The organism is Jonquetella anthropi DSM 22815 (assembly GCF_000237805.1).
GTDB lineage: Bacteria > Synergistota > Synergistia > Synergistales > Dethiosulfovibrionaceae > Jonquetella > Jonquetella anthropi.
On sequence record NZ_CM001376.1, the window covers coordinates 790,479 to 802,704 of the forward strand.

General features: G+C 58.9%; 12 protein-coding genes. All 12 read right to left on the bottom strand.

Annotated features, from left to right (window positions below; genetic code table 11):
* Window positions 1-52: 52 nt before the first annotated feature.
* The gene (locus JONANDRAFT_RS03645) at window positions 53-2,401 is read right to left on the bottom strand and encodes an endonuclease MutS2 (protein ID WP_008522820.1); all 2,349 of its coding nucleotides are present in this window, start codon (window positions 2,399-2,401) and stop codon (window positions 53-55) included.
* 11 nt (window positions 2,402-2,412) lie between these two features.
* Window positions 2,413-2,922, bottom strand: coding sequence for a CvpA family protein (locus tag JONANDRAFT_RS03650; protein WP_008522821.1), 510 nt, complete (start codon window positions 2,920-2,922; stop codon window positions 2,413-2,415).
* A complete protein-coding gene (locus JONANDRAFT_RS03655; RefSeq protein WP_008521049.1) occupies window positions 2,919-3,182 on the bottom strand; it encodes a hypothetical protein in 264 nt (87 codons plus the stop codon). The genes JONANDRAFT_RS03650 and JONANDRAFT_RS03655 overlap by 4 nt, the downstream gene beginning before the upstream one ends.
* Window positions 3,179-3,475, bottom strand: coding sequence for a calcium-binding and coiled-coil domain-containing protein 1 (locus JONANDRAFT_RS03660; RefSeq protein ID WP_008521050.1), 297 nt, complete (start codon window positions 3,473-3,475; stop codon window positions 3,179-3,181). The genes JONANDRAFT_RS03655 and JONANDRAFT_RS03660 overlap by 4 nt, the downstream gene beginning before the upstream one ends.
* 27 nt (window positions 3,476-3,502) lie before the next feature.
* Window positions 3,503-5,893 carry a phenylalanine--tRNA ligase subunit beta gene (pheT, locus tag JONANDRAFT_RS03665; RefSeq protein WP_008522822.1) on the bottom strand — a complete coding sequence of 797 codons (2,391 nt, stop codon included), beginning with the start codon at window positions 5,891-5,893 and terminating at the stop codon, window positions 3,503-3,505.
* Window positions 5,893-6,933, bottom strand: coding sequence for a phenylalanine--tRNA ligase subunit alpha (gene pheS, locus JONANDRAFT_RS03670; RefSeq protein ID WP_008521053.1), 1,041 nt, complete (start codon window positions 6,931-6,933; stop codon window positions 5,893-5,895). The genes pheT and pheS overlap by 1 nt, the downstream gene beginning before the upstream one ends.
* 2 nt (window positions 6,934-6,935) lie before the next feature.
* Window positions 6,936-7,613, bottom strand: coding sequence for a potassium channel family protein (locus JONANDRAFT_RS03675; protein WP_008522823.1), 678 nt, complete (start codon window positions 7,611-7,613; stop codon window positions 6,936-6,938).
* A 26-nt stretch (window positions 7,614-7,639) separates the two neighbouring features.
* Entirely contained in the window at window positions 7,640-8,881 is a 1,242-nt protein-coding gene (locus tag JONANDRAFT_RS03680) for a TrkH family potassium uptake protein (RefSeq protein WP_231286732.1), read from the bottom strand.
* Between the two features lie 81 nt (window positions 8,882-8,962).
* Window positions 8,963-9,319 carry a 50S ribosomal protein L20 gene (gene rplT / locus JONANDRAFT_RS03685; RefSeq protein WP_008522824.1) on the bottom strand — a complete coding sequence of 119 codons (357 nt, stop codon included), beginning with the start codon at window positions 9,317-9,319 and terminating at the stop codon, window positions 8,963-8,965.
* A gap of 27 nt (window positions 9,320-9,346) precedes the next feature.
* Window positions 9,347-9,553, bottom strand: coding sequence for a 50S ribosomal protein L35 (gene rpmI / locus JONANDRAFT_RS03690; RefSeq protein ID WP_008522825.1), 207 nt, complete (start codon window positions 9,551-9,553; stop codon window positions 9,347-9,349).
* 34 nt (window positions 9,554-9,587) lie between these two features.
* Window positions 9,588-10,136 (bottom strand): translation initiation factor IF-3, encoded by a 549-nt coding sequence (gene infC / locus JONANDRAFT_RS03695; protein ID WP_008521059.1) that lies wholly within the window; start codon window positions 10,134-10,136, stop codon window positions 9,588-9,590.
* 215 nt (window positions 10,137-10,351) lie between these two features.
* On the bottom strand, window positions 10,352-12,223 hold the full coding sequence (gene thrS, locus JONANDRAFT_RS03700) for a threonine--tRNA ligase (protein WP_008522826.1): 1,872 nt from the start codon (window positions 12,221-12,223) through the stop codon (window positions 10,352-10,354).
* Between the last annotated feature and the right edge of the window lie 3 nt (window positions 12,224-12,226).

Below are 12,226 nucleotides of genomic sequence, written 5' to 3' on the forward strand. Positions count from 1 at the left end.
CACCGGAAGATAGCTTTCGTCAAGCGTTTTAGGCAAGTCTGCGCTAAAAGACTTATTTGAAACGGACGATTGTGACGCCGTATCCTCCTTCACCGGGGCCGCCAAGGCGATACTCGGATACGTAGTTGAGGCTGGCGCACAGCTCATGGACGGCCCGGCGAAGGATTCCCTCTCCCCGCCCATGAATGATCGTGACTTCGCCGTAACCGGCTCTCATGGCCCGATCCAAGTACTGGGACACGAGCGGCATGGCTTCGTCCAGCGAAAGCCCTCTGACCATCAATGAGCCGGCGACGCCTTCCGGTTTGGTGAACTTCGGCCCCGAGGCGAAAGACTCTTCCTTCGGCCGTTTGGTTCTGACCAAGCGGCGGACTGGAACGGATACTTTCATCATGCCCATCTGAACTTCAGCGTTGTTTTCGCTGAGGGCGACAATTTCACCGATTGCTTTGCCGTCGGCTCCGATTCGGACCGAGTCCCCGACGGCCAACGGTTTTTCTTGAGACAGGGCGGCGTTTTTTCTGGCCTCGATGGAGGCTTCTCGGACAGCTCCCCTGAGCCGGGCTGCCTTCGTCTGTTTTTTGTGGTCCTCCATGACCTTGTGTCCGGCAGATTCAGCTGCGTCTTGGAGGTTTCTCAGGAGGTCCCGAGCCTGCTGTTCTGCTTCGTCTAAAACCTGCCGGGCCTGCTGCTGGGCTTTTAGGAGAACGTCGTCTTTTTGGCTGAAGAGCGCTTTGCGCCGCGCTTCGATTTGTGTCTGGGCGGTTTGCAGCTCGGTTTGGCGCTGGATAACTTCCCGCTCGATTCGGTCGAGCTGGGACTTTTTCGTCTGCAGCTCTCCCATCAGGCGTTCAGCGTCCACTTCCCGTTCGTTCAAAAGCCGCCGGGCCCGGCTCAATATGTTTTGAGGCATACCGTACCGTCCCGCAATGGCTAGGGCGTTGCTTTGCCCGGGAACGCCGGTGAGCAGCCGGTACGTCGGTTTCAGTGACTTTTGATCAAAATCGACACAGGCCGCCTCTACGCCGGCCGTGACGGTGGCGTAGTGCTTTATCGGGTTGTGGTGGGTTGTGGCCAGAACGAGACTGCCCCGTTTGCCAAACTCTTCAAGAAGGGCAATGCCTAGGGCCGAGCCTTCCTGCGGGTCAGTTCCCGCGCCCAGTTCGTCCAGCAGGACGAGAGAATTCTTCGTGGCTTTTTCGAGAGCCTGGACGATTCGGGTCAGGTGGGAGCTGAACGTGGAAAGGTTCTGTTCGATGCTCTGTTCGTCGCCGATGTCGGCGTAAATGCCGTCGATCGGGCCGATGGTCGATCCGTCGCCGCACGGGGCAGGAAGGCCGCACCAGCTCAGGTAGACGGCCACGGCTGCCGTTTTTAGGGCGACAGTTTTCCCTCCGGTGTTGGGGCCGGTGACGACCAGTTGGCGATATTTCAGTCCGCAGGCGACGTCAATAGGGACGGCGCCGCTTCCTAGAAGTGGATGCCGAAGCTGATAAAAGCGGAAGTGGCATGGCGCTTGGAGTTCGGCCAAGCGCCATTTTGCGCCGGACATCCACTCTAAGGCGCAGTGACACAGGTCAAGCTGGCACAGGACGTCTTCGGCTGCACGGATTGCGCCCTGCCGCGCCAGAAGGAGCCCGGTCAGTTCTCTAAAAATGGTCCGTTCTTCTTCCTTGATCTGTTGGTTCAGGTCGGCTATCTGGTTGTTCAGCGGGACGATGGACTGGGGCTCCATGTAGGCGGAGTTCCCGGAAAGCGACCGTTCGGTGAATATCCCCGGGAAGGACGGGACAGAGCCGGGCTTGACCAGCACGGAGAACCGTCCGTTCCGGAGGGTGAGGATCTTTTCTTGAAGCATGTGGCTCTGAGGGCCGTTGAGGAATCGGTTTCCCCGAGCCCGCGCTTGGCCTTTCGCGTTTTCCAGTTTTGTTCGGAGGTCGCGCAGCCGAGGCGAGGCGCCGTCAAGCAGTTCGCCTGAATCGTCAAGCACAGCCAGGCGGCGGATTTCTTCAGTAAAGTCTCGGATGCGGCCGCAGAGAGCTTTAAGCTCCGGCCAGTCCTCTTTTGTTGAGTCGAGGAACTCTTTAATTTTCTGACTGAGTTCGAGAAGCCGGCGGATCGTCAAGAGCTGTGGTCCGTCGATCCAGCCGGTTTCCTTGGCTTCGTCAAGCAGATAAGCGGCGAGCTTTACGTCAGAGAGCCAAGGGAACTCTCCCCTTTTTGCCTGGCAGTCGGCATAGGACTTGAGCGTGTTCTGCCGGGTTCGGAGCTCTTCGACAGTTGAAGCTGGGGACAGATGGGCCAAGGCTTTTAGCGCGAGTTCGCTACGGGCCTTGCGGCCGAAGAGAGCTAAGACGTCTGGCAGTTCAAGCGTTTGGGCTGTTTGTGCTGAAAGGTTCATGACGGAGCTGGCTAACCGAGCAGAGTTGGGAAATTATTTTCGAGCCAGGTCAGAGCCCACGAAGCGACTTTCCAAGTATAGGTTCCTTCGATATGCCATCCAGGGATAAGGTGACGGAAATGGACGATGACCATGGCGATGATGATCGTTTTCCCAAGCCCCAGTGCGAGCCCCAGAACGCGGTTGAAGAAGTTGAGCCAGACGAACCGAAAGATACATGCGAGGAGTCGGCCGAGGAGCGAGCAGATGAGGCCGCTGGCGAGGAAAAGCAGTACGATAGCGGTCATCTGGGTGAGAACTGGGTTGGTGAACACGCGGGGAAAGGTACGAGACAGGATGTCGGCCAGCCAGCGCCACTGAGTAAAGGCGAGCCAAGCTCCGATGAGCGTGCCTGCCAAGGAGGCAAATTCTCTGGCGAAGCCGAGAAGGAACCCTCGAATGCCGAAGTACAGGGCCAGGCACAGCATGATCAGGTCAATCGGCGTGATGGACTGGGCGAGAAACTCTTGAATAACTTTCATTCTGCCTTCTCCGTTCCGCTGAGCTCGTGAAGCAGGGCAAGCAGTTTTTCAAGCTGAACTTGCGCCTGCTCGAGCCGGTAGGCCATCAACAGCCAACCGATGACCAACTTCTGTTCTTGGTCGTTCTCCCGTGAGAGCGAGCCGAACAAGTCCTGGGCGATGTGCTTGATTCGGAGCTCGTCCTCCGGCGGAAGAAGCGTCTGTATCGCGTAGGTCTTGCTGCCAAGGGTGATCGAAGATTCGCGAGCCTGTTCTGTCATTGGGAACGCTCCTCGCTGGCCTGGGTGAGCAGGTCACGCAGGCCTTTGCAGACGGATCTCAGCGTTGTCTGAAGGCGCTGATTTTCCTTCTGCGCGGCTTCGAGCTCGCTTCTGGCGTCCTGCAGCTGTTTTTTGCAGTCAGAAAGCGAGCTGGTCACGGCTTCCAGCTCCTTGCGGAATGGGTTTGTTTGCGTCCGAAACGTCTCTTCCTTGACCGCTTCGTTGCGGCGAAACGTTTCGATGGCCGACGAAAGATCAGAGAGCAGCTGATCGAAGTTCTTCAGGTCGTTCATCGTCCGATTACCTCCTTTGCTTGTGCGTTAACGCAGCACGTAGCCTTTCTTCTCTAGGGCCTGCCGAAGTGCCGAATGCCGGCTTTCCACTTCTGCGTCGGTCATCGTCCGGTCGTCCAGCCGGTAGGCCATCGAGAAGGCCAGGCTCTTTTTGTCCTCTGGGATTCCTTGGCCGCAGTACAGGTCAAACAGCTTGACCGACCGAAGCACCGGCTTGCCCAGCTCCAATATCTCGCTGGCGATGGCCTCAGACGACGCGCCTCTGTCCGCCAAAAGTGCGATGTCCCGATACACCGGCGGGAATTCTCCGCTCTGCTTATAGCAGGGCTTGAACGGGCGCGCAAGAGGAGCAAGATCGATTTCAAAGAAGAACAGCGGCGCGGAAAGATCCCAAGCCGACGAGATTGACGGCTTGAGCTGGGCCAAATACCCAGCCGGTTTCCCGTTCAGAAGGACCTGGGCGGTCTGCCCCGCGTGTCCCCAAGGCAAAGAGGCCGGGATGAAGGTTCCTCTAACGCCGCGGCTCACGAGGAGGGCCAGCAGATCCGCCTTGACGGAGAAGAAGTCTTCGGCGGTCCGTGCGCCGTACAAGCGGCGTCGCTCTGCACCGGCGTACACGACGCCGCAAAGTCTGTCAAACTCGACGGTTCCCTCCGGAGACGGGACAAACGCCTTGCCGCACTCGAACAGCCTGATTTCGTCCCGCCAACCTCGTTTTTCCGCTTTGCTGACAGCAGCCAGCAGCGACGGGAGAATGGTCGGGCGCATGACCGACAAGTCAGCGCTGATCGGGTTCGTTAACGTTTTGCACGAGTCAATTTCCGGATAGTCGATCTTCTGAAGCCAATCCGGGCTGATGAAGCTGTAGGTTATAGCTTCTGAGTAGCCGCGGGCCATGGCCGCTTCGCGAATCTGCCGGTGAAGGGACATGAACTCGCCCAGCTGGCCCGGGCCGTAGAGTTCGGGAATCCGAGGGCGCGAGTCCTGATACCCGTGAATGCGGGCGACCTCTTCGATGAGGTCCTCTTCGATGGACAGGTCATTTCTCCAGCTGGGAACGACGTATTCCGTTCCTTCGGCCGATTCGGCGCTGGCGACAAGGCCGAGGCGCGTCAGCGTCTCTTTGCCCGTCTTAGCCAGATCCGGCTGAGCGGTCAGCAATGCAGTCTTTCTCTCCGTCAGGAACACCCGGCGGGGCTCAAAGGGCTTTTTCTGACAGAGGATCTCTTTTTCGTATACCCGAGCGGCGCCCCACTGGCTCAGCAGGGCTTTGACCCAGCTGAGAGAAAGCTCGGTCAGGCACGGGTCGACGCCTCTGGCGTAGCGGAAAGCGGCCTCGCTTGGAATGCCAAGGCGGCGCGAAGTGCGCGATATGGCGGGCGCGCTGAAGCAGGCGCTTTCAATCAGCACCGCGCCCGTGCTCTCTGTCACCTCTGAGTTCTGCCCGCCCATGACGCCAGCCAGTCCGACGGCTACTCCGCCGGACGAGATGACGAGATCTCCGTCCGAGAGAACCCGCTCTTTGTGGTCCAAGCTCATCATGGTCTCGCCGGGCCGGGCCGGTCTGACGGTAATTTCAGGCGCGGGCAGGCTAGCGGCGTCGAAGGCGTGCAGGGGCTGACCCAATGCCAGCATGGCGATGTTGGTCGCGTCAACGACGTTGTTGACGGGCCTCATGCCCGACAGGCAGAGCCTGACGCCCCATTCGAGAGGCGAAGCCGCCACCTTCACGCTGTCGGCGGCGCCTAGGCGATAGGCCATACAGCCGTCGCCTTCGAGGGTTACGCCGTTGAACTGGACGCTCCAGTCCCCAGGCTGCTGCAAGGCGGGGCGAAGCTCCGGCAGGTGCAGCGAAGCGCCGGGAATCAGGGCGGCGATCTCTCGGGCCGTGCCGAGGTAGCTGAGCATGTCGCCTCTGTTCGGCGTGATGGACAGGTCGATCACCCAGTCATCAAGGCCGAGCCATGTTTTCAGGTCGGCGCCGATCGGGGCGTCGTCTGGGAGAAGCAAAATGCCGTGAACGGGCGAGAGCTCCGGCAGGCCGAGCTCGGCTGCCGATACCATCATGCCGTCGCTGGTGAACCCGTCGAAGTCCCTAAAGCCCAAAGTCATCCCGTCGGCAATCGTTGAGCCGCTCGGCGCGTACGAGACGATGCAGCCGGCGGTGACGTTTTTCGCCGCGGTGACGCAGGGCCGACGTTCGCCGTTCCCCAAGTCGAGGGTCGTGACGGTCAGACCGGATTTTGTGGGGTGGACTTTCGTCTCCAAGACTTTTGCAATCCGAAGGCCGCTTACTTTTGGTGAGACTTGGGTCAATGACTCGACTTCGCTGCCGGTGACGGTCAGCCGGTCAGCTACTTGATCGATCGGAGCGGGAATCGAGACGAATTGCTGGAGCCAGTTCCACGAGAGCAGCATTATTGATTCCTCCCCGAAAGAAGATAGTTCACGTCGCCGTCGAACAGGGCCCGAAGGTCGTTCAATCCGTATTTCAGCATGGCGATGCGGTCAAGTCCCATGCCCCATGCAAAGCCGGTGAACTGGGATGGATCGACGCCGCCGGCGCGGAGGACGCTCGGGTGAACCATGCCCATGCCGCCGATCTCAAGCCAGCCGGTGCCTTTGCAGATTCGGCAGGACGAGTCGTGGCCGCCGCAGGAGAAGCACTCGATGTCCATTTCGAGCGACGGTTCGGTGAACGGGAAGTAGCTGGCTCGGTATCTGGCGGCCAGCGAACGGCCGAAGACGCCGCTGACCATGGCCTCAAGGCAGCCCTTCAGGTCGGCGACGGAAATGTTCTTGTCAACGACGAGGCCTTCGACCTGATGAAACATCGGCGAGTGGGTCGGATCGCTGTCCCGGCGGTAAACCCGTCCAGGGCAGGCCACCCGCAGCGGCGCGCCAAGGGCGAGCATGGAACGGATCTGAACCGGAGACGTATGAGGTCTCAAAAGCGAGCCGTCGGGGAAATAGAACGTGTCCTGCATGTCCCGGGCCGGGTGGTGCGGCGGAATGTTGAGGGCCTCGAAGCAGTAGTAGTCGCTTTCGATCTCAGGACCAAGACGGACGGAAAAGCCCAAGTTGGTGAGTACTTCCAGCACGTCGAAGGTAACCTGAACGACCGGGTGACAGCTCCCCCACGGCCGGCCGCACGCCGGCTGGGTGACGTCAACCCGGTCTTTGCGCTCGGCTTCGTCCATTGCCTCTTTGGTCTTGCGGGCAATGGCGCCGTCGAGGAGGGCTGAAAGCTCGTTTTTAGCGTCGTTGATGATTTTTCCCGCCGTCGGACGCTCCTGCGGGGTCATCTTCCCGAGAAGTTTCTGCAGCTGGGTCATGTCGCCTTTTTTGCCGAAGAAACGGACTTTAATATCCTGAAGGGCTTGGGACGTCAGTCCCTCTTTCAGAAGGCCGCGGAGATCCCGGCGGATTTGTTCGATACGGTCAGTCAGATCGCTCACACTTACTCCTCCTTCGTTTTGTTCAGCTTGTCTGCCCACTCGGTGAGGTTTGCCGTATCGCCTACAACGTAAAGCAGATCATCGGCTTGAATGACTGTTTCGGGGCTTGGGAAAATCTGTTCATCCTGCCGTTTAATCAGGACTACGTTGGCGTTGAAGCGATTTCGGAAGCCATGATCCTTCAGCGATTTCCCGATCATTGACGGCATGGGGGCCAGCTCCGCCATGGAGTAATTTGTCCCGACCTGATAGAACCCGGCAAGCCAGCGGTTCGCCTCCTGTTCGGCAAGTTTCGTCCCCAGATCCCGCTCGGGGAAGACGACTCGCGAAGCGCCCACGCGGGTCAGCACGCGGGCGTGAAGCGCCGTCTGGGCCCGGGCGATGACCTTCGGTATTTCGAGCTCCTTCAGGATGGCGGTGCAGAGGATGCTGCTTTCTAGGTCGGCCCCGATTGCGACCACGGCAACGTCAGCCTGCTGCACGCCGGCGTTGATCAGAGCCTGATGGTCGGTGCCGTCAAGACGGACCGCATAGGCTACCTTTGGGGAAATAGCCTCTACCCGATCCATTCGGGAGTCAGCGGCGATAACGTATTGTCCAAGGGCCGAGAGCCGCTCGCAGAGCGCTTGGCCGAACCGTCCCAGCCCGATAATGAAATAGTTGCGACTAGCCGCAGGCATGTCAAGCTCCTTTCGCTGAGGCTCGTTTAGCCGATAGGTATTGAGGCGTCCGGATAGGTGACGCCAGTTTCGCTGACACTCTTTCTGAAAAGTCCGTAGGCAAACGTGAGCAGTCCAACCCGCCCCCAGAACATGAGGAGCGTCAGCACCAGTTTCCCTGCCGGGCTGTAGCGTCCCACGTCGCCCAGCGACAGCCCGACAGTTCCAAGGGCTGAAAAGGCGTCGAAGACGATGTTCTTCAGCGGCAGGGGCTCTACAAGCCCAAGGACTATGATACCAGTTCCAATACTCGACAGGTACAGCACCGCCAGAGTGATGGACAGGTTGATCGTCGACTGGGGAATTCCCCCTCTGCCGACTGTGACTTGGCGGACGCCCTGGGTCTCTCTGATTGCCGTCATGGCCAAAACGGCGACGGTGGTCGTCTTGAGGCCGCCGCCGGTTGAGCCTGGGGAGGCCCCGACAAGCATGAGCAGGCACAGGATAAAAGCGCCCACCGACGTTACATTCGTCATTGGGGCGATGTTGAACCCTGCCGTGCGGGCCGAGACGGACATGAACATGGCCTCCGGCAGCCGCTTCAGGTTAGCGCTCCACGAAGCGCCGGACGACCAAGAACTAGCCCACAGGAGAAGGCTCCCTCCGGCCAGCAGAACTGCCGTCGTCCACAGGACCATTCGGCTGTGAGCGGAAAGAGTTTTACGCCGCCGCAGAAGCCGAAGGGCCACATCAAGAAGGACGATAAAGCCCATTCCGCCGATCACGATCAGGCAGGCGATGACGACCGGGACAACCCCAGAGCCGTGCCAGCTGGCTAAGTTGTCAGGGAATAAACTGAATCCGGCATTGCAGAAGGCGCTGACGCTGTGAAAGACCGCGTTCCACAGGGCATGGCCCGGCGGGAGCTCCCCGCAGAAAAGAATCCAAAGGCAGCAAGCGCCAATCCCTTCGATGATGAATACTGAGGCGATGATCCACCGAACGAGCCGTACAGCTCCGGCTTGGCTGTCAAGTCCGATAGAGCTGGTAAACAGGAGCCGTTGATAGTGGCCGACTCGGCGGCCGGTCAGCAAAAAGCTGGCCGTGACGGCAGTCATGACGCCCAGTCCCCCAAGCTGTATCAGAATCAGGATGGTTATTTGGGACGCCAACGGCAGCTGATCTGTGCCGACGACTGTCAGCCCGGTCACGCAGACGGCCGACGTGGCAGTAAACAACGCGTCGACCGGCGAAATTGGCCTTCCGGCAGAGGCTCCGAAAAAAAACAACAAAAGGGCTCCTGTCAAAATAACTAACAGGAACCCTCCGATGATAGTTCGCTCGATGGGACGCGAACTGTAGGCTTTCACTTACTTGCTGAGCGCCTGACGAGCCTGAGCGGCCAGCGCGCCGAAAGCTGCCGGCTCATTGACGGCCAGCTCGGCAAGCATTTTTCGGTTGATCTCAATGCGGGACTTCTTCAGGCCGTTCATGAACTGGCTGTAGGACATATCTTCCATCCGTGCAGCGGCGTTGATTCGGGTAATCCACAGACGGCGGAAATCCCGTTTCTTCCGGCGTCTGTCCTTGTACATGCTGGTCAGAGCGTGAAGGTAGGCCTCCCGAGCGTTCCGGTAGACGTTCTTCTTGCGCCCAAAAAATCCCTTAGTGATTGAAAATAGCTTCTTCCGCTTCCGATCGCTGGAGCTGGCGACTTTTACTCGCATATCAGTTCACCTCTGAAAGTTTCAGCCCTACTTGGCGTAGGGGATCATGAGCTTGATGCTCGGCGTTGCGGCATCGCTGGCGATTCCCGCTTTGCGCAGACGGCGGCGGTGCTTGGCGTTTTTGCAGCCCAGCAGGTGGCTCTTACCGCACTTGTGGTAGCGGACCTTGCCGGTTGCCGTCAGGGAAAAGCGTTTCTTTGCAGCGCTGCGCGACTTTGTCTTCATGTTGGCCATAGTGTCGATTTCCTCCTCACCAGTAGGCGATTACCTATTTTGTCTGTTCGTTTGCTGCTCCGCCGGGGGCGAACATCGCTCTCATGTATCGGCCTTCCATGCGGGGCTCGCCTTCCATGCGGCCCACTTCGGCCACGTCGGCGGCAACGCGGTTGAGAACGTCTCTTCCCTTGTCTAGGAAGGCCATCTCTCTTCCGCGGAAGAAGACTGATACCTTGACTCGATGACCCGTTTCCAGGAACTTGGCGATGGCGCGCGTCTTGAAGTCGTAGTCGTGCTCGTCGATCTTCGGCCTCATTTTCATTTCCTTCAAGGCCTGAACTTTTTGCTTCTTGCGGGCGTCTTTCACTCGTTTCTGCTGCTGATACCGATATTTGCCGTAGTCCATAACGCGGCACACCGGCGGTTTGCCGTCCGGGGCCACCTCAACCACGTCGAGTTCCCTCTCGGACGCGATGTGAATCGCTTCCTCGACGGTCATGACGCCCAACTTCACTCCTTCGTCGTCGATCACGAGAATTTGTTCGGCTGTAATCTCTTCGTTGACGCGGGGTTCGTCTGTTGATTTCCTGGCTATGGTCAATCACCTCCGTGGGATTATGGCGCACAAAAAGGGCTTCTCCCGCCATGGCGGAAGAAGCCCTCAGGATACAGTCAGCCGTTGCCGGAAACTGCGTCCACCAGCCCGTTGACAGCCGAAGCGTCAGAGGGCGAGAGTTTCCTCTGCTTGACGGTGTGCGCTCGCTCGTTACATCTGAGGACTATAGCACGAAAGGCTTGGACATGCAAGCCTTGAGGTTATTTTGCCCGGTAGTTATCCGCTTTCGGGTCGTACTGATTTGCCAAAAGTTCAAACAGCTGTTCCTGGGAAACGCTGCCCTTGTCGCCTTCAGCTCTGTCTCTCAGGGCGACGGTCTTGTTCTCTACTTCTTTGTCGCCGATGACCAGCATGAACGGAACTTTCTCCACCTGCGCGTTGCGGATTTTCTTGCCCAGCTTTTCGTCCGACAGGTCAATTTCAACCCGGTGTCCCCGATCGGCCAGCTGGTCTTTCAGGTCCTTTGCGTAGGCTACGTGGGACTCGTTGACCGGCAGGATCTTGACCTGCACGGGGGCCATCCAGTACGGGAACGCGCCGGCGTACTGTTCGATCAGGATGCCCATGAATCGCTCGATGCTTCCCAGAATGGTCCGGTGCAGCATGACCGGGCGGTGTTCCTTACCGTCGGGGCCGATGTAAACCATGTCGAACTTTTCGGGCATACTGAAGTCAAGCTGAATCGTTCCGCACTGCCACGTCCGGCCAATGCAGTCTTCCAAGTGGAAGTCGATCTTCGGGCCGTAGAACGCGCCGTCGCCCGGGTTGAGGACGTACGGGGTGTTCGTCTCCTCAAGGGTTTCCTGAAGGGCCTTCTCGGCCGTCGCCCACAGTTCATCCGAGCCGATGGAGTTGTCGGGACGGGTTGACAGCTCGACGTGGTACTTGAAGCCGAATACTTTGCTGTAAACATAGTCGTCCAGCGCCATGATGAACTTGACTTCGTCCTTGATCTGCTCGGGGGTGCAGAAGTGGTGGGCGTCGTCCTGAGTGAAGCTGCGGACTCTCATCAGACCGTGAAGCTCGCCGGTTTTCTCGTGCCGGTGGACGTGTCCCAGCTCGGCCAGCCGAATCGGGAACTCTTTGTAGCTGTGAAGACGGTCCTTGTAAATCAGGATCCCGCCCGGGCAGTTCATCGGCTTAATGGCACAGGGCATCTCGTCGATGGTGGTAAAGTACATGTTCTGCTGGTAGTGATCCCAGTGACCGGACTGAACCCACAGGTCCCGGTTCAGGATCATGGGCGTGCGGGCCTCGCTGTACCCGTTGAGGGTGTGGAGACGGCGCCAGAAATCGAGAAGGGAGTTCATGACCACCATGCCCTTGGGGTGGAAGAACGGGAACCCGATCCCCTCCTTGTGGAAGCTGAACAGGTCCATTTCCTTTCCGATTTTGCGGTGGTCTCTCTTCTTGGCTTCCTCCATCCGCTTCAAGTAGGTCTCCAGCCCTTCCGCGGTGTCGAAAGTCGTTCCGTAGATACGGGTGAGCATGATGTTGTGCTCGTCCCCGCGCCAGTAAGCGCCGGCAACGGACAGAAGCTTGACGTGCCGGAGGAACTTCGTGTTCGGGACGTGAGGCCCGCGGCACAGGTCCACATAGGTGTCCTGCCAGTAGACGTTAACCTGCGGGTCGGTGACGCCTTCGAGGATCTCTACCTTGTACGGATCCTTCCGCTCCTTGAACAGCTGAATGGCCTCAGGAACGGTGACGCTGATCCGCTCGAGCGGGACACATTTCTTGACGATGCGCTGCATTTCCTTTTCGATCCGCGGCAGGTCGCTTTCGCTGATCGGCTGAGGGAACTGAATGTCGTAGTAGAACCCGTCCTTGATGACCGGGCCGATAGCCGGCACGGCGCCGGGGAAAAGCCGGGTCACCGCGTCAGCCAGCAGGTGGGCCGAGCTGTGACGGATGATGTCCAGCCCTTCCGGCATGTCGGGCGTAATGGGACGCAGGACGGCGTCCTTCTCCACGACGATATTCAGATCTTTCTCCTCCTCGCCGACGAACGCCGCGACGGCGTTTTTCAGGCAGCCCCACTGGTCAAAGACTTCGCTGATTTTTATCGGCACGCC

Bases quoted from the DNA above. Each gene is read 5' to 3' on its own strand.
- JONANDRAFT_RS03645 (WP_008522820.1), bottom strand. From the start codon at position 2,401: ATGAACCTTTCAGCACAAACAGCCCAAACGCTTGAACTGCCAGACGTC.
- JONANDRAFT_RS03650 (WP_008522821.1), bottom strand. From the start codon at position 2,922: ATGAAAGTTATTCAAGAGTTTCTCGCCCAGTCCATCACGCCGATTGAC.
- JONANDRAFT_RS03655 (WP_008521049.1), bottom strand. From the start codon at position 3,182: ATGACAGAACAGGCTCGCGAATCTTCGATCACCCTTGGCAGCAAGACC.
- JONANDRAFT_RS03660 (WP_008521050.1), bottom strand. From the start codon at position 3,475: ATGAACGACCTGAAGAACTTCGATCAGCTGCTCTCTGATCTTTCGTCG.
- pheT (WP_008522822.1), bottom strand. From the start codon at position 5,893: ATGCTGCTCTCGTGGAACTGGCTCCAGCAATTCGTCTCGATTCCCGCT.
- JONANDRAFT_RS03675 (WP_008522823.1), bottom strand. From the start codon at position 7,613: ATGCCTGCGGCTAGTCGCAACTATTTCATTATCGGGCTGGGACGGTTC.
- rplT (WP_008522824.1), bottom strand. From the start codon at position 9,319: ATGCGAGTAAAAGTCGCCAGCTCCAGCGATCGGAAGCGGAAGAAGCTA.
- rpmI (WP_008522825.1), bottom strand. From the start codon at position 9,553: ATGGCCAACATGAAGACAAAGTCGCGCAGCGCTGCAAAGAAACGCTTT.